The 16019-nt window shown below is 69.7% G+C and carries 15 protein-coding genes and 1 pseudogene; 12 read left to right on the top strand and 4 right to left on the bottom strand.

All coding sequences use genetic code 11. The annotated features are described in order from the left end of the window. Nucleotides 1-26 precede the first annotated feature (26 nt). The 5 genes from ACFWB8_RS08580 (at nt 27) to ACFWB8_RS08600 (ending at nt 4650) form a co-directional block, all read left to right on the top strand. Nucleotides 27-905 carry an ABC transporter ATP-binding protein gene (locus ACFWB8_RS08580; RefSeq protein ID WP_385223738.1) on the top strand — a complete coding sequence of 293 codons (879 nt, stop codon included), beginning with the start codon at nt 27-29 and terminating at the stop codon, nt 903-905. Further along, on the top strand, nt 902-1747 hold the full coding sequence (locus ACFWB8_RS08585) for an ABC transporter permease (RefSeq protein ID WP_385223739.1): 846 nt from the start codon (nt 902-904) through the stop codon (nt 1745-1747). Before ACFWB8_RS08580 ends, ACFWB8_RS08585 begins: the two co-directional genes overlap by 4 nt. Beyond that, nucleotides 1723-2943, top strand: coding sequence for a sensor histidine kinase (locus ACFWB8_RS08590; RefSeq protein ID WP_385223740.1), 1221 nt, complete (start codon nt 1723-1725; stop codon nt 2941-2943). Before ACFWB8_RS08585 ends, ACFWB8_RS08590 begins: the two co-directional genes overlap by 25 nt. 13 nt (nt 2944-2956) lie before the next feature. Further along, entirely contained in the window at nt 2957-3586 is a 630-nt protein-coding gene (locus tag ACFWB8_RS08595; RefSeq protein WP_385223741.1) for a response regulator, read from the top strand. Between the two features lie 269 nt (nt 3587-3855). Further along, on the top strand, nt 3856-4650 hold the full coding sequence (locus ACFWB8_RS08600) for an IS5 family transposase (protein ID WP_385223770.1): 795 nt from the start codon (nt 3856-3858) through the stop codon (nt 4648-4650). On the opposite strand, the gene ACFWB8_RS08605 is transcribed toward ACFWB8_RS08600, so the two are convergent. Then, on the bottom strand, nt 4598-5164 hold the full coding sequence (locus ACFWB8_RS08605) for a hypothetical protein (RefSeq protein WP_385223742.1): 567 nt from the start codon (nt 5162-5164) through the stop codon (nt 4598-4600). The genes ACFWB8_RS08600 and ACFWB8_RS08605 overlap by 53 nt on opposite strands. Before the next feature lie 473 nt (nt 5165-5637). Then, nucleotides 5638-7314 (bottom strand): RICIN domain-containing protein, encoded by a 1677-nt coding sequence (locus ACFWB8_RS08610; RefSeq protein WP_385223743.1) that lies wholly within the window; start codon nt 7312-7314, stop codon nt 5638-5640. A gap of 354 nt (nt 7315-7668) precedes the next feature. Between ACFWB8_RS08610 and ACFWB8_RS08615 the strand changes: the two genes are divergently transcribed. Beyond that, nucleotides 7669-7926, top strand: coding sequence for a hypothetical protein (locus ACFWB8_RS08615; protein ID WP_385223744.1), 258 nt, complete (start codon nt 7669-7671; stop codon nt 7924-7926). Nucleotides 7927-8332: 406 nt separating this feature from the next. Next, entirely contained in the window at nt 8333-8578 is a 246-nt protein-coding gene (locus ACFWB8_RS08620) for a hypothetical protein (protein WP_385223745.1), read from the top strand. Nucleotides 8579-8966: 388 nt separating this feature from the next. Here ACFWB8_RS08620 and ACFWB8_RS08625 read toward each other — a convergent pair whose 3' ends face one another. Beyond that, the gene (locus ACFWB8_RS08625; protein WP_385223746.1) at nt 8967-9518 is read right to left on the bottom strand and encodes a hypothetical protein; all 552 of its coding nucleotides are present in this window, start codon (nt 9516-9518) and stop codon (nt 8967-8969) included. A gap of 156 nt (nt 9519-9674) precedes the next feature. Between ACFWB8_RS08625 and ACFWB8_RS08630 the strand changes: the two genes are divergently transcribed. Both ACFWB8_RS08630 and ACFWB8_RS08635 read left to right on the top strand, forming a co-directional pair. Then, the gene (locus tag ACFWB8_RS08630) at nt 9675-10181 is read left to right on the top strand and encodes a SigE family RNA polymerase sigma factor (RefSeq protein ID WP_385223747.1); all 507 of its coding nucleotides are present in this window, start codon (nt 9675-9677) and stop codon (nt 10179-10181) included. Nucleotides 10182-10246: 65 nt separating this feature from the next. Beyond that, entirely contained in the window at nt 10247-11050 is an 804-nt protein-coding gene (locus ACFWB8_RS08635) for a hypothetical protein (RefSeq protein WP_385223748.1), read from the top strand. Between the two features lie 238 nt (nt 11051-11288). Here the strand turns inward: ACFWB8_RS08635 and ACFWB8_RS08640 are convergent, their stop codons facing one another. Next, nucleotides 11289-11933: a dihydrofolate reductase family protein gene (locus ACFWB8_RS08640; protein ID WP_385223749.1), complete on the bottom strand. Its 645-nt coding sequence runs from the start codon at nt 11931-11933 to the stop codon at nt 11289-11291. 249 nt (nt 11934-12182) lie between these two features. On the opposite strand from ACFWB8_RS08640, the pseudogene ACFWB8_RS08645 reads away from it, so the two are divergent. The 3 genes and pseudogenes from ACFWB8_RS08645 to ACFWB8_RS08655 form a co-directional block, all read left to right on the top strand. Continuing rightward, nucleotides 12183-12362, top strand: a pseudogene (locus ACFWB8_RS08645) (hypothetical protein); the annotation flags it as partial. Between the two features lie 708 nt (nt 12363-13070). Continuing rightward, nucleotides 13071-13397 (top strand): GYD domain-containing protein, encoded by a 327-nt coding sequence (locus ACFWB8_RS08650; RefSeq protein WP_385223750.1) that lies wholly within the window; start codon nt 13071-13073, stop codon nt 13395-13397. An 846-nt stretch (nt 13398-14243) separates the two neighbouring features. Next, nucleotides 14244-15833 (top strand): hypothetical protein, encoded by a 1590-nt coding sequence (locus ACFWB8_RS08655; RefSeq protein WP_385223751.1) that lies wholly within the window; start codon nt 14244-14246, stop codon nt 15831-15833. The last annotated feature ends 186 nt before the right edge of the window (nt 15834-16019 follow it).

Raw genomic sequence — 16019 nt, forward strand, 5'->3', positions numbered from 1 at the left:
ACGTGCTTCAGACAGACGATGTGGCCATGACGCGAAACGCGGTGGAAGTGCGGGGGCTTCGCAAGCAGTACGGCGATGTCGCCGCGGTGGACGGACTGGACCTGACGATCCGGCCGGGCGAGGTCTTCGGCCTCCTCGGGCCCAACGGCGCCGGCAAGAGCACGACCGTGGAAATACTGCAGGGGCACCGGGAGCGGGACGGCGGCGAGGTTTCTGTCCTCGGCGCGGACCCCGCCACCGGCGGCCGGGCCTGGCGCTCGCGCGTCGGCATCGTCTGGCAGGACGAGTCGGCGCCAGCCGAACTGACCGTGCGGGAGACGGTCGAGCACTTCGCCCGCTACTACCCGGCGCCCCGCGATCCGGCCGACGTCATCGCCCTCGTCGGCCTGGAGGCCAAGCAAGGCCACCGGGTGAAGAGTCTCTCCGGCGGCCAGCGGCGCCGCCTCGACGTCGCGCTCGGCGTCATCGGCGACCCGGAGCTGCTGCTCCTAGACGAGCCGACCACCGGCTTCGATCCGGCGGCCCGGCGGCAGTTCTGGGACCTGATCCGGCTGCTGTCCGACGCCGGTACCACCATTGTGCTCACCACCCACTACCTGGAGGAGGCCGAGGCGCTCGCCGACCGGCTCGCGGTCGTCGCCCGCGGCAAGGTCGTCGCTGAGGGCGAACCGGCGGACCTGCGTGCCCGTCTGGGGACCGGGGCCACCGTCTCCTGGACCGACCCCGACGGCGGCCCGCGCGGCATCCGCACCGACACTCCCACCCGTACGGTCGCCGAACTGGCGGCCCGCTTCGACGGCGAGATCACGGACCTGAGGATCACCCGCCCCACCCTGGAGGACGTGTACCTGCGCCTCACGGGCCAGCCCGACCCCAACACGACGTGGCAGGAGGGATCCCGATGAGCACGGTGACCGGTACGAGCGGGCGCGGCGGCCGCCCCACATCCCTGCCCGGCGCCTGGTCGCTGGGTCTGAGGCGGGGCACGCTGGAGATCAGACAGTTCTCCCGCCAGCGCGACGCGGTGATCTTCACCTTTGCCTTCCCCATCGTCCTCCTCGCGCTCTTCGCCTCGATCTTCCGCGACGGCACGGAGAACGCCGGGGCCACCCCTTCGCAGATGTACGCGGCCGGCATGATCGCGGCCGGCGTCATGTCCACCAGCTTCCAGTCCCTCGGCATCTCGATCGCCGTCGAGCGCGACGAGAAGGTGCTGCGTCGGCTGCGCGGCACACCGATGCCTCCGGCCGCGTACTTCCTCGGCAAGGTCTGGCTGGTGCTGGTCACCGGACTCGCCGAGACTGCCATCCTGCTGCTGGTCGGCTCCACCCTGTTCGACCTCGATCTGCCGGCGTCCGCCGCGAAGTGGCTGACTTTCGCCTGGATCTTCGCCCTCGGGCTGGCCGGCTGCGCCTTGCTCGGCATCGCCATCAGCAGCCTGCCCAAGTCCGGCAAGAGCGCCAGCTCGGTCGTGGTCCTGCCGTTCCTGATCATGCAGTTCGTCTCCGGGGTCTTCATCCCGGTCCACCAGATCCCGGACTGGCTGTTGAACATCGGCGCGCTGTTCCCGCTCAAGTGGATGTGCCAGGGGCTGCGCGGGGTGTTCCTGCCGGAGTCGGCAGCCGTTCTCGAACAGTCCGGCGGCTGGGAGTATGGAAAGGTCGCCCTGGTCCTGGGCGCCTGGGTTGTGGGGGGTCTGCTCCTGTGTCTGGTGTCTTTCAAGTGGAAGAACCGCCGCGATGGCTGAACGGTCCCGCCCGGTACCCCGGAGCGCGCGAGTCCCACGTCTGGGACCGCGCCTTCGGGCCGTGGGACTTCTACTTCGGGCTGGTGTGGGCCGTCACCGCGGTCTTCGTCCTGGGCGTCGGCTTTCCGCCGCTCGCCTACCGGCTGGCCGCCGTGACCCTGCTCGCGCTGCTCGTCCCGTGGTACGTGTGGGCCGGGCGCCCGCTGCTCCTGCTGGAACTCGGCCCCCGGTACGGACAGTCGGTGCGCTACCTGGCGGGCAACCTGGCACTGTTCGTGCCGGCCGCCGCCCTGGCTGGCGAGGCCCGCGTGATCACCTTTGCGCTCGCCCCGCCCTGCTTCATGCTGCTGCCACTGCGCCGGGCGGTGGCCGCTGTGGGGTTGGTGGCCCTGCTGCCCGTGGCCGGCTGGGCACTGCTGTGGCGGCCGCCCGGGAACGATGTGTTCGCGGGCGTCCTCGACTCCGTCGTCACCTTCGCCTTCTCCGCCTTCTTCGGTGCCTGGATCATCCGCATCATCGAGCAGAGCCACAACCGGGCTTCCCTGATCGCCGAACTCGACGCCAGCCGGGAGGAGGTGGCCAGGCTCTCCGCCGAACGCGGCGCCCACACTGAAAGGGAACGCATGTCCCGGGAGATCCACGACACGCTCGCGCAGGGCTTCACCAGTCTCCTGATGCTGGTCCAGGCCGTGCAGTCGGAGCTGGACACCGACCCGGCGCAGGCGCGCCGCCACCTGGACCTGATGGCCGTCACCGCCCGGCAGAACCTGGCGGAGGCCCGCGCCCTGGTCAACGGCGGCGCACCTGCCGACTTCGACGGCGGCTCGCTGCCGGACGCCGTACGCCGCCTCGCGGCCCGGCACGACCCGCCGGCGGCCGTCTCGGTGACGGGAGACGTCCGCCCGCTGGCCCCGGCCCTGGAAGTCGTGGCCCTGCGCACCTGCCAGGAATCCCTCTCGAACGCGGCCCGGCACGCTGGCCCCGGCGCCCCCACCACCCTGGACCTGGCCTACACGCCCTCGGCCCTCACCGTGTCGGTACGGGACACGGGCCGCGGCTTCGACCCGGGCTCCGTACCGCTGGGCTACGGCCTGCGGGGCCTGCGGGCCCGGGCCCGGGAGGTGGGCGGCTCCGCGGCCGTCGACAGCGCGCCGGCCGCGGGCACCACGGTCACCGTCACCCTCCCGCTCAACTGAGGAGCCGTACGACATGATCCGCATCCTGCTCGCCGACGACCACCCGGTGGTACGCGAAGGCCTGCGCGGCATGCTCAGCGCCGAACCAGACCTGGACGTGGTGGCGGAGGCGTCCAACGGCCCCCAGGCGGAGGCGCTCGCCGCGAACCTGGGCGCCGCCGGCCTGGACCTGATCCTGATGGACCTGCGGATGCCGGGCGGCGACGGCGTCGACTCGATCGCCCGCATCAGCGCAGCCGGACTACCGGTGCCGGTGGTGGTCCTGACCACCTACGAGGACGACCGGGACATCCTGCGCGCGGTAGAGGCGGGCGCGGCCGGCTACCTACTCAAGGACATGACCCGAGCCGAACTGGCCAGAGCCGTCCGCGCGGCCGTCCGCGGCGAGACGGTCCTCGCCCCGACGGTGGCAGGCCGCCTCGTCGACCGGCTGCGCACCCGCCCGCAACGGCCCCGCCTCTCGGAGCGTGAGGTGTCGGTCCTGCGCCTGGTAGCGGAGGGCGCGACGAACGCGGAGATCGGCCGCGGGCTGTTCGTGGCCGAGTCCACGGTCAAAACGCACCTGCTGCGGATCTTCGGCAAGCTGAAGGTCACGGACCGCACGGCGGCGGTGACCACGGCCATGCGCCACGGCCTGCTGTAAGAAGCCGTATCTCAACCGATCATGGAACGTGCGGGTCGAACAGGCTTCCCACCCGGGTGATCTTCCCGTTGTACGCGCATGAAGGCAGGGCCTCTCGGTAGCTCGGGGATGCGAATCTGACCGAGCAGCGCCGGGAGGCCCTGGTGTCCTTGTTGTACGTGTCCGAGCCCGTCCAGTTCAACTCGGCCGCACCATCGTGTGATTGCCTCGCGCACGTGTACGGCAACGCGGCCGACCATCCCGACCGGGTGCGCCGGTATCCGTCGGACATGACGGACGCGGAGTGGGCGGCCGTGCGGCCGTTGCTGCCGGTGCCGGCCTGGCTGAACGGGAGGGGCGGACGCCCCGAGGGCTACTGCCACCGCCAGCTGCTCGACGCGATCCGCTACCTGGTCGCTGGCGGGATCTCCTGGCGGGCGATGCCCGCGGACTTCCCCGGCTGGGGCCGGGTCTACGCCTTCTTCCGCCGCTGGCGCGAGCAAGGGCTGATCACCGAGTTCCACGACCGGCTGCGCGGGAAGGTCCGTGAACGCGAAGGCCGCGACGTCGAGCCCACGGCGGGAATCATCGACGCGCAGTCGGTGCGGGCCGCCGCGACGGTGCCGGCCGCCTCACGCGGCTACGACGGCGGGAAGAAAGTGCCGGGCCGTAAACGGCACATCGTGACCGACACGCTCGGTCTGCTCCTGGTCGTCGCGGTCACCGCCGCGAACATCGGCGACCGGGACGCCGCCGTGGGCCTGCTTTCGCGGCTGCGCCGTCTGCACCGCGACATCACCCTCGTCTGGGCCGACGGCGGCTACACCGGATCCCTCGTCGACTGGTGCCGTCAGAAACTCGCCCTGACCCTGGAGATCGTCAAACGCACCGACGACATGACAGGGTTCGTGGTGCTCCCCAGACGCTGGGTGGCAGAGCGCACGTTCGCATGGCTGATGCATTCGCGCCGCCTGGCCCGGGACTACGAGACGTTGCCGGCCAGCAGCGAGGCGGTGATCCGGTGGTCGATGATCACGCGGATGAGCCGGCGTCTGGCACGGCCACGGGCCGCCGGCCGGCACTGAACATCCCCGATGCCTCCAGGAGGAGCCACCCGCGTTCCGCCAGGCGCCTGGCCTTCGAACGCACCCCCTCGACCTTCCCCGGCGCCGTCCCAAGGCCCAGCTCCGCCGCGATCTCCTTGGCCATCACCGGCCCCTTGCCCGCGGACCGCCGCTCCTCCAGCACGCCCAGAATCCGCTGGTAGTCCGCTGCCAACACCGCCACCGGCAGCCCGTCCCGCCAGGGCGGCACCACCGACCCCGGCACCGGCGAGGGCACCACCGTTTCCCGCTCCGCCCCGGTCACCGCAGCCGTCTCGGCTGCGGACACGGCCAGGGCCTCGACCAGCTCCTCCCGCGCGATCACCCGCCGGTCCAGCTCGATCTCCGCGGCCTCCAACACCTCAGCCAACCGCGCGGCTTCCTCCCGCAGGCCCTCCACCCGCACCCGGGCAGCCGCCTCCCGCTCCTCCAGCATTCCCAGCACCGATGCCATCGCGCACCCCTCGCCCATGAAGCGGACAACAAGACGCCGCATGCCTCCCTCACCCCGAGCGAAACCATGCCTGACCAGCAGAAATCAAGAGATCACGTTCGGTTGAGATACGGCTTCTAAAAGCGGGCCCCACCGGCCCACTCGGCCTCCCCGGCTCCCCGGCTCCCCGGCGCTTGAGGCGCGGGGTCTGGGGATGGAGAAAGGACGGGGCGGGCAGAGCCCCGCCAGCACCGACCGCATTCGCTCAGGCCGTTGGCTGTACCGGCGCGTTACTGAGCCTATGGCTGTGTTGTCGTCAGTTTGAGGCCAACGGGCGCCGTGCTGGTCGTGACGGCCTCAACCGCAAGCCTCTTGCTCTTGCCTCTGGACAGAGGCAGCGCTCGGGAGGGAGAGATCCCTGCTCATCCGACATCCCGCGACGGCAGCTGGCCGGTACAGCCGAGAAGTCCTCACCGCGACGAAGAGGACGAGCCCGACCCCGTCGAAGCGATGCCCGACCAGCTGCGCACCTCCGCCTACTTGAGCGCTGCACCCCCCGAGTTGTGGTAGGTGATCGTCTTGTTGATCAGGTTTCCGCCGTCGGTCTCGACCGATGTCTGTTCCCCATGCCCTGCACCGAACAGCAGGCCGGCGATATGCGCTTTCGCCACCTGGTCCATGTGCGCGAAGAACCAATCCACCTTGTCGTCCTTGTAATGGTTGAGGGTGTTGTTCTGCGCCATGTTGCCGACGGGGATCTGCCACAAGACCACCGGCTTGCCCACGGATTCGGCCATCGTCTTGTAGAACCCCAGCTGGGCAGTGGCCTTCTGGGCGGTCCAGAAGTTGTCGTAGCCGCCGTGGGCCGGCTGTGCGTACCAGCCCGCATCGCGGTCCGACACATCGGCGACCAGGAAGTCGGCGTTCTGTGCACCGAGGTTCGCGTAGTCCTTGGCGCATCCCTGTGTGTTGTTCTGCCAGTCCCAGCAGGAAAGGTGGAACCCCACGGTGGTGTTCGGCGCATATTTGTGCGCCATCGAGATCAGGCAGCGGGAGAGCCCGGCGGCGCTGTTCTCCTGCGATCCGCAATCCGTCGGATTTGCGCCCGAGACCTTCGCGGCAACCTGGTGCGGATCGCCGAGCGACCGGACATAGCCCCAGAAGTCGGGCTCAAGGTCGATCATGTCGTGCGAGTTGCCGATCTTCTGGAGGAAGAAACGGTAGTCGTTCATATACCGGGTGAGCAGGTCAAGCCTGTTGATGGCCACGACCTCGCCCGGACCGTCGCCCGAGCCTGCCAGGTCCCCGAGGTCACGCAACGAGTACCAGGTCCAGAAGAACTTCTGCGGGCGCGGGCTACCCTTGTAGGTGGCCTGGGCCACATGGTCGTCCCACCAGGTCACGTAATGGCCGGGCGCCGTGGTGCTGCCGGACCAGCAGCCCCACCAGCTCTTCCAGGCGTCCTGGCATTTCGATGCCGAGTAGTAGTCCGACGAGGGCGCGGGCTGGCTGTGCACATAGGCGTATCGCACGTCGAACGGCGCGGCGGTCGCCGAGGCGTCAGACATCGATCCGCCGATGAGCACCGTGCTACTACCCATGAAACGTGTCGTAGAGCTGCCGCCACCGGCCGCAGGAGACGACGTCGAGGACGGGCGCGTGCCGCTCGGAGCCTGGCTTGTGGGAACATTGCCGCCCGTCGTGGGCGTGCCGGCGCTGCCGACGCTCCCGGCTGGGACGAGTTGCCATTGCTGATTGGCGCCGCCCCAGTCGCGGGACTGGACGACGTCGCCCCCGTCCTCCTTGGAGGCGTTGTGGACCTCGACGGCCATGCCACTGAAGCGATTGATCAAACGCACGTAGCCGTTCGGCGACTTCGCCACTTGGAACTGCTGGTTGGTGCCGTTCAGGTCGCTCCACTGCACGATGCCGGAACCGGTCGTCTTCGACCAGTTGTAGTCGTCCAGCACCTTGCCGGAGTTCCGGTTCTGCAGCCGGTAGTACCCCTCACCCGCGTCGATGAACCGCCACTGCTGGTTGGCCCCGCCATGACGGCCCCACTGCACCACCGCCGCGCCGTTGTTCGTGGCGAAGCCGCGGTCATCCAGCACCTTGCCGCTGTTGCGGTTGACCAGCACGTACCACGCCTTCAGATCCACGGTTCCCGCTGAGGCCGTGCCGACCACAACTATGGAGCCGGCCACGACAGCCATGACGACGGCCGCCCAGAGACCCCGACGCGCGAACAACCGACGGCCACGATGCATCGCTTTTCGTCTCCCCGTGACGGCTGAGCGGGACGACCGGCGGCTACCGCGGGCGTTGCCGTCGGCACGGCGGCCGCCAGCGCGGTACGCCACCGATGACGTGGGTGGGCGAGGGAACATGTCTGTGCTCTCTTTCAGCCGTTGCATCTGACCGGACCACCTGGCCGGACAGGACTGAGTGGCCGCCGGAGGCCCATAAGTTGCCGCGGCACGCGAAGATTCACAGATTTTTCTGCCGTGCTGCGCTTCCCGTTCGCCGCGAAGCGCAGCACGGCGAACGCCTGATGGCTGCTCCCGGCCTTGCCGCTCACGTCGCGCATCGCGAACCACGCCCGCCACTGGACGTCCCCCGCGGACGGCCTTGTCCCGGGCGCAGCCGCTTGGCCGCACGGGCCGGGCGACTACGCGTGGCACGCGCTGGCCCGGCTGAGGGGTACGCACCGCGACCCGGTCGTCGGCAGCGGGCCGTTCGCCCGACCCGCAGGCGTCCTGTCCTTCGCCCAGGCGCCGGACATCATCCTCGCGTCGCGAGTCCAGCTGACCGGGGCGCAGACCTGAGCGAACTGCACGACCTGATCGCCACCGCCACGCGCGGCATCGACTTCGCTGCCCGGGCTCTCGGCCCCGACATCGCCCTGGAGGTCATAGTCGGCAAGCGTCAGGACTTGGCCTGCACGATGACCTCCTGACGGGTCTGACCCGGCTCTTACTGGACGCCGCCACCACCATCGGCACGCCCGGGATCGCCCGCCCGCCACGCCCCGGAAGAAGCGGCCGAGGAAGAGGAAACGGGAGAGGACGACGACAGCGCCGCCGAGCCGCCCGGCTACCAGTACGACCTGCCGATCCCGCCCGGCCGGCGCGTCGGCGGCTTCGCCTCCTGGCACCGTACCGATCCGTCACCGATGGACTGCCGCGCCTGCGCGACCCCGATGCACCTCCTGTTGACCGCCGACACGACTGAATGGGACGGGGCAGCCAGAGCTGGGCCCCCGTCGAGGAACAAGACCTGCCCGCGCGCCTGGCCGGCGAACCCACCGCAGGGGTCGCGGGCAACCACGGCGAACTCAACGTCTTCGCCTGCCCCACCGACCAGGGACACCCGCACCGCTGGAGTCCCAACGGGGGAGTGCCGATCGCGCTGGGCTCCGACCCCACCGGCTGCGCAGCCGCCCGCCGGCACCTCAACCTTGATCTGCGAGGCAGGTGAAAGGGACGGTGTAGAGGGCGTCGTACTTGCTGATGACCGTCCTGAGTTCGCGGGCGCTCCGAGGCGACATGGCCAGTAGCACCCGGTCGAGGAGTGCACGGCCTTCCAGAGGGTTACCGCAGCAGTACCAGTGGACGTTGCCCCACTCACAGTCGTCCCACAACGCACGCCTGGGGCTGCGAACGTACTTCTGCCACCGGTCCAGGGCCAGGATCACGTCTCCCGCCTCCAGATGGTTCCGCGTGTGTTCGAGGTGGGTGATCTCCGATACCGCGCGCGCGGAAAGACCATCGATGCCCGGCCTTGCAGCGTCTGTCCGGTGCCGTCGCGGGAAGGCAGTCCGGAGGTGTCCTGGCCGTCTACGCGGCATGGACCTTTCTGATCGTCGTCATGCGGCACATGCTGCCACGACTCCGCACGACGAGGGACAGACTTTCGTCCTCGGACAAAAGTCGAGGCTGTGGGTGGGCCCGCGGTCCAGTCCGCGACACGGCGAAGACGTGCGGTGGCACAACCTGCGCAGGCCGGTCCGTGGGTCGTAGCGGACTTGACCGAACAGGCCCGAGATGCAAGCCCCCGTGGCGTCGAAGACCAGCACGGTCGAGCGGTCGAGCGGTTTGCGTGTCGGGCGGGGCCAGGCTTTCGGGACCGGCAGCCTGTCATCCCCCTGGAACCATTTCCCCGGCATGGAAACCGTGGGCAGCAGGAGCTTCCGCTTCACCCGCCGCTCATCCACAGGAGCCACCCCCTTCTTCAGCTGTCGCGAACTGTAGAGCTCGGCCCGCAGCTTGCCTTCAGCGTCGTAGGTCAGCTCCTCGCCATGCCGGTAAAGACACACGGCGTTCACCGAGGGGGTACTGAGCCGGGGGAGTGCGCGGAGCCCCTCCACGCCGCCCCTTTCGCCGGCGCCGTTCAGCTCACCTGCGACCAGCCACTCCACGGTCGCGGGGTGGCCCCTGGCACCCGGGGGGCCCGGGCGACCTGGTAGTCGGTGGTGGAGGAGAAGGAGCTCTCACCCGCGCGACATCCTGCCGTCTCACGTAGTCATGAGGGGTATGCGCGGGGATCACAGAACAAGAGAACAGGCGGGGACCGAGTGAAATCAGCACAGGAGGATGCGTACCTGGAGTTCGTGGCCGCCAGGGCGAAGGCGCTCTACCGCTCGGCGTACGCACTCGCGGCCGGCGACACCCATCTCGCCGAGGACCTGGTCCAGGAAACCCTCAGCCGGTTGTACGTGCACTGGAAGCGGGTGGCCGGTGCGGACAACCCGGCGGCCTACGCCCAGACGGTTCTGGTCCGCACCTTCCTCAGCCTGCGACGTCGGCGAAGCACCGGCGAGCGCCCGATCGGGAACATGCCCGACAGCCCGGAGTCCGGCCCCGATGCCGCACTGCGGATCACCTTGCTGGGCGCGCTCGGCCAACTGCCGCCCCGCGACCGGGCGGTGCTGCTGCTGCGCTACTGGGAGGGCCACAACATCGAGGAGACCGCCCGGATGCTCAGGCTGAGCAGCAGCGCGGTCCGCTCGCAGGGGACCCGGGCACTCGGCAGGCTGCGTGCGCTGCTCGGCGACAGCCTGTCCGACCTGGTTCCGCAGTGAGCACCGGTGCACGCAGGTCCATGCCGCCGCAACGCCCCCATCAGCGAAAGAGAAGTGATGCCACCATGCCGTTCGAAGCAGACCTCGCACATGCCCTGGACCGCACGACCGACTCTCTCGAACCCGACCTCACCGCGCTCCTGGGCGGAGCCGTCCAGCGCGGGCGGAGCCGCCGGCGTCGGCGCAGCGCCGGCGCACTCGCCGGGGTCGGCGCCTGCGCCGTGATCGCGGCAGCCGGCCTGGTGATCCCCGGCGTGCTCGCCGGGTTCCGCTCCGCAGGATCCGACATCGAGACGGTGGCGCTGGCGATGCCCCGTTCTGCGATCACCGACACCCAGATGATCCAGGCCCTGGAGATGACGTTCCCCGGGGGCCGGTTCAGTCAGGTGACCGGGCAGAGCAACAACCCCTCGGATCCGTCCGGCGGGTACGTCGCCAACGGTGGGCTGGTCGTCGACGACGGGCACGGCGCCGCCTTCGTCGGTATCTCGGCCCTGCGGCTCAAGCTGCCGCTCAGGGACGGCGACGGGCTGAGCTGCGAGCAAACGCCCGCGCGTGCCAAAGACGACACCTGCACGATGAGCGAGCTGCCGAGCAGTGCCGGGGTTCCCGGCGGGGCCGTGGTGATGTCGGAGAAGAACGCGGCCGAACACCCGGCCCGGGCGGACACCGCTCACCGCTGGACGGTGACGGTGACCCTGAAGTCGACCGGCGCGCAGCTTCAGATGGTGCAGTGGAACAGCACCGGCGGCGGCAGCGGCTCCGACACACCGAAGCCGACCCGCGCTGCTCCGCCGCTCTCCGAGCAGCAGGTGGTGGCCGCGCTCACCGGTGCCACTTGGGCGCCGATCCTCGGCGCTGTCGGCTGAGCCGTCGCGGCGCCGAAGGGGGTTGTACCCACTGGCGATCGTGTGACACCCACTTGTCGGACGCCGGCTGACACGCGAGGGGCGACGGTGCCCCGTACCATCCCCACCGCCAGCGGGAAAGCCGCTGACGAAACCCTGCGCCGCACTGGCATCCACTCGCCTGAGGCGCGACTCGACAGCCTGCCTCAGGGCGGCCCCGGGAGGCAAAACATCTGCCCGGGGCTGCCCTGAGGACCGGTCACTTTCGCCAGAACAGGTGGTGCGTCACCCCGCTCGGGCTGGGAACGACGTCCAGGTGGAACCGGTCGAGCAGCTCATCGGGGGACTTCCAGAGTCGTACTCCGGCCCCGAGCTTCACCGGCGAGACCGCCACGTGCATGGTGTCGACGAGGTCGGCGTCGAGAAACTGCCGGATGGTGGTGGCCCCGCCGCCGAGTCGGACGTCCTTGCCCTGCGCTGCCTCCCGGGCCTGCTCGAGGACCGTGGCAGGGTCGCCATCGACGAAGTGGAACGTGGTGTCGGACAGCGTGAGCGAAGGACGCTTGTGGTGGGTCAGGACGAATACCGGTGTGTGGAACGGGGGCTCGTCACCCCACCAGCCCTGCCACTCATGGTCCTGCCAGGGCCCCCGCTGGGGACCGAACTTGTTGCGGCCCATGATCTCGGCGCCGATGTTGCGCGCGTAGTCCCGCGTGAGGTAGTCGTCCAGGCCCCGGCTCCCGCCGGGTTCGGTGCGCATGGGCCAGCTCGCCGTGGCACCGGCCCATGCGAACAGCTTCTCGGGCTCGACATGACCGAACGGCCTCTCGAGGGTCTGGTCCTCACCGGCACCGATGCCGTCACTCGAGACGTTGAAGTTTTGGACTCTCAATAGCTGAGCCATGCGTTCCTCCTGTGATGGGGCGATGACAGGGGTGAGACTCTCCGGGCCGGGCAAACTCATCGCTACCTCCGTGACCGGTCAGAAAATCGGCTGACTAGCGTACTGACTTGTGAGGTTTGCGCGGTTTGGGCAGGCTCGTGTGGTGAGGGGCGGCGTCCGCCCCCTGCGGGGCCTTTCGCTATCTGCTTGGTCATCGAGGAGGTTTGAAGGTGCTGTCACAGACGGCGGGCGGCCCATGCAGTGACGTCAATTCTCGGGTTCTGGCTCAGCTTCTGTGGTGAGGGCACGCTGACGATTACGCCTCGCGAGCTGGCTGAGCCCTTCACGTTCGTCATCGACTCGGCGGGCGTGCTGCGGCTCGCGCCGCGCCGGAGCGAACACGTGGTGTGTACTGGCGGTGGCCCCGTTCTCAGCGCCGGGGAGATGAGTGCAGTCGATCGCATGCAGGGATGAGACGAAGGCCAGCGAGGACGGCGCGCAGTGGGAGCCGGGCATGCAAGCGATGGCGATGCCGGTGATGCCGGCCTGTGGGGCAGCCGGGCGTAGGCGCGCTTGAAGACTCGGAGGAAGCTGAGCCGCCGGGTTTGCCTTCTGTGGCGAGGACGTCGAAGGAGTGGTGCGGTGCCGTGGCCCATGAGCTACCAACTCCAAGAGCTCCGGGACCAGCCGCAACGGGCCGGACATCGCGCGCCCCGGGCGGGCAGAGCCTCCAGCGCCGCCCATGGCCGACCGTCTGGGTCCGGCCGTGCCGTGCCGCCCAGATCAGTCGGCTCGCACGTCTGGCCTCGTCCGCCCACGGAATGTCCAAGCCAGAGCGCATGGCCAAGTAGCACGCTCAACGTAAGGCCATCTGAAAGGTTCTGATCGCGCTTCCGTGATGACTACGCCTGGAGGCGGATGGCGGCGCAGGCGACACCGGTGAGCGGACGATCAACAGACTCAGGCACCCTCGTGTGGTCGCCATCCCGGAAGACAGCTACGAGTGAACGATCTTGTACCGGGCGGCCCGCTCACCCGTTGCCTGTGGGCCGTGGCGGTCATCGTCCCCGGCTGTTTGGGGGAACCGGGGACCACCCCTGCTCTTCTCTCACCCAGCGGGGGCATCCATTGGTGAAACGGAAGAGAGACAGAGACACGATGCCGCTCTATCTATCAAGGTTCAGCTACACGCCGGAGACTTGGGCGAGGCTGATCGGTCACCCCGAGGACCGGGCGAAGGCCGCTCAGTCGTACATCGAGTCCGTCGGTGGGAAGCTCCACGGCTTCTGGTACGCCTTCGGCACGCACGACGGCTATAACCTCTGGGAAGCTCCGGACAACGTGTCCATGGCCGCGGTGGCGCTGGCGATCAGCGGCGGTGGCGCGCTGAGTTCGTTCGAGACGACCGTTCTCCTGAGCGTCGATGAAACGCTGGATGCCTTGCGCAGAGCCGGGCAAGTCCAGTATCGGGCCCCCGGCGAGTAGCAGGCCCGGCCAGCGGGCCTGCTGCCTCAGGTGGCGGGGTGCCGCGCCTCTCGTGCGCCTTCAGCTCCGTCCGTCCGCGCATGGGGTCTGCATCCGATAGGTGGCCCGGATGGGCGGCTTCGATGCGCGACTTTCTACGTCGGGAACGGCGAGGCGAGGCCCTGCCGCCTGGAATCTCTTCTTGCGCTCCGGATCTTCGATCTAGGGCATCGCGTGGGGCCCGGGGACCCGACGGCGACCCTCCACGCCCGCTCGGCCTGCCCCGCACGTCGTACAGGTTGCACCCCCTGCCGGGGCGGCTCCGCCGCGCCCTCGGGCACCTCGGAGGGCAGGCTGCCGCGTTCCTCGGCACGCAGGGAGCCCGGGATCAGCACGGAACGTTCCCAGCCCGTGGCGAACCCGGCCGCCGTCCAGCGCCGGAGCCAGGTCCGGCGAGTCGTGCCCGTACACCTTCCGCTCCACCGGCTCACCGCGCTCCGCGAAGGCCTCCTGCTGCCGGCGCACCACTGCGGCGGTGTCCGTGCCGGGCCCCAGAGGGGCGTGCTCAGCGGTGCCGTGGGTGCCGGCGGACGACAGGGCCCGTCGGCCTCGACAACCACCCCGACCGGATGCCACGCGGGAACCCGCCCCCCGCAGCCCCTCGTACATCGCCCACCGTTCACTCATGTCCATGATCAGGAGCCTAGACGGGCCGCGCGGGCCGCACGGGCCGACCTGACGCCCGCCCGAGGCCCCGGCATGGGGAAAATTCCCGGTGCGCTCCGGCCGCCCAAGGGGATCATGAATGGCCGCCGTCCCGCGCCCGGGACGGCGGCCATTGACGTACCACTCCGGGAGGGATCCTGTATGACCCCTGTGCCGTTCGTCCGACGCGTGTTCGGTGACGGGCCGTTCGCCGAGATCGGAGAACCGGCTCTGGCCGTCGTCGACGAGCGTTCCCGGCTGGTCGCCGCGGGCGGGGACCTGGGGCACATCCAGTGGGCCGGCAGCGCGACCGCGGACAAGAAGTGGACCGGGCACCGGATCGGGGTCTACGAGCGGGACGGCCTGCGGTGCCGGCACCTGGTGCGGTCCCGGTATCCCGTCCGATCACTCGCCTTCCACCCCGTACTTCCCCTGCTGGCCATCGGTACGGGACGTTACGACGGCGGCTACTCCTTCGAAGGCGAACTGCTGCTGATCCACTTGGACACCGGCAACGCGGTGTCCGCGTTGCAATACCGGCGGGAAGTGCTCAGCGTGGAATGGCTCAGCCGGACGGCGCTGCGCCTGCTCCTGGCGCCGTGCGACGACTGGAACAACCCGCACGCGCGCGAGCAGGGGCATGCGGCCGTTGTCGCTCGCGCCGACTGGCTCGTAGTCGGGCACGGGGTGATCGGCGCGGAGGAACTGGCCGCGCCTGCAGAGCCGGCTGCCCGGGTGGATCTCAGCGGGGAGGCACGCCGGCTCCTGGCGGACCTTGCGGCGGCGGCTGGTCGGCACTGGTCCGTACGCCGGCGGGTGTGGGCTGTCGAAGGACTGGAGGACGGCCGCGTGCTGGCCGCTTTGGACGGGGCCCTGGCGGAGTCGTGGCTGCCGTCGGGAGAGCGGCAGTGGGTGGTCGAGGACGAGGAAGGCGGCCGGCAGCTGGTTCTGTCTTCCGACGGCACATCGGTTTGGGCCAACGCCGAACGCCGCAGCCGCCGGGCGGGACGACGCCGGGAGACGTCCCCGCCCCGCCTCGCTCGGATCGCGGTAGACGGAGGGCAGGTGCTGGAAACCCTGAGTCCGGACGTGTTCGCGGTTCTCGTCGCAGGCGGAGACCGGATGGTCGTGAGGCCGACGGACGGCCGCCGGAAGGGTTCCGCACGGCTGACGCTGTTCGATCTCGACGGCCCGGTGGCCGGACCGGAGGTCGGCCCTTTCGACGTGTTCAACCATCCGTTCACGGTCCGTCGCGCAAGCCGCCCCTACGCCTTGATGGGCACTGACCCGGTCGAGCCGCACATGGACAAATGGGTCGCCGCTCTTGCTGCCGACGGGACACTGCGCCGGCTCTTTCCGCACTCCTGGGTGCCGGAGGAACACCACTTCGGCGGCCCGGCGGTCGAGATCGGGCAGTCCCTGGTGTATGCCGGCACCGTCCACCACGGTGACGGGCCTCACCCTGATGGCGCTTACGTCGTACGCCGGTCCCTGAGCGGCGCTGTGCAGTGGCAGCACCGCACCGATCACCCCGCCACCGCCCTCGACACCGACGGCGACACGGTCTACGTGGCCTACAACTCCGGAGCCCTGGTGGCGCTCGCCGCCGACGACGGCTCGATGCGATGGGGCACGGATCTGGAGGTCGATGGTGCCCCCACCGTCGCACTGTCCCTTGCCGTAGCGCCGCAAGGACATCTGCTCGCCGGTACCGTCGACGGCCGAATTCTGGAGTGCTCGGTTCGGCGGTGACCCCAGGGGAAACTCGAGGCAGGGCAAGCGGCGGCCTGAGGGTGCCAGGCAGGCGCGGCGGCGGCGAACCATCGCCTGACGCAGCGCCAGCCAGCAGCCAGCCAGCCAGCCTGAACTGGACATCACGCGCGGGCGACCAGGTGCCGGGCGTGCGCGCGAGCGTGCAGTCCTTGGGATCCGTTACGG

The organism is Streptomyces sp. NPDC060031 (assembly GCF_042736805.1).
In the GTDB taxonomy this organism is placed as follows: domain Bacteria; phylum Actinomycetota; class Actinomycetes; order Streptomycetales; family Streptomycetaceae; genus Streptomyces.

Coding starts and splice junctions, on each gene's coding strand:
- ACFWB8_RS08580 (WP_385223738.1), top strand. CDS start 27: ATGACGCGAAACGCGGTGGAAGTGCGGGGGCTTCGCAAGCAGTACGGC.
- ACFWB8_RS08585 (WP_385223739.1), top strand. CDS start 902: ATGAGCACGGTGACCGGTACGAGCGGGCGCGGCGGCCGCCCCACATCC.
- ACFWB8_RS08595 (WP_385223741.1), top strand. CDS start 2,957: ATGATCCGCATCCTGCTCGCCGACGACCACCCGGTGGTACGCGAAGGC.
- ACFWB8_RS08600 (WP_385223770.1), top strand. CDS start 3,856: ATGACGGACGCGGAGTGGGCGGCCGTGCGGCCGTTGCTGCCGGTGCCG.
- ACFWB8_RS08605 (WP_385223742.1), bottom strand. CDS start 5,164: ATGCGGCGTCTTGTTGTCCGCTTCATGGGCGAGGGGTGCGCGATGGCA.
- ACFWB8_RS08610 (WP_385223743.1), bottom strand. CDS start 7,314: ATGGCTGTCGTGGCCGGCTCCATAGTTGTGGTCGGCACGGCCTCAGCG.
- ACFWB8_RS08620 (WP_385223745.1), top strand. CDS start 8,333: ATGGGACGGGGCAGCCAGAGCTGGGCCCCCGTCGAGGAACAAGACCTG.
- ACFWB8_RS08635 (WP_385223748.1), top strand. CDS start 10,247: ATGCCGTTCGAAGCAGACCTCGCACATGCCCTGGACCGCACGACCGAC.
- ACFWB8_RS08640 (WP_385223749.1), bottom strand. CDS start 11,933: ATGGCTCAGCTATTGAGAGTCCAAAACTTCAACGTCTCGAGTGACGGC.
- ACFWB8_RS08650 (WP_385223750.1), top strand. CDS start 13,071: ATGCCGCTCTATCTATCAAGGTTCAGCTACACGCCGGAGACTTGGGCG.
- ACFWB8_RS08655 (WP_385223751.1), top strand. CDS start 14,244: ATGACCCCTGTGCCGTTCGTCCGACGCGTGTTCGGTGACGGGCCGTTC.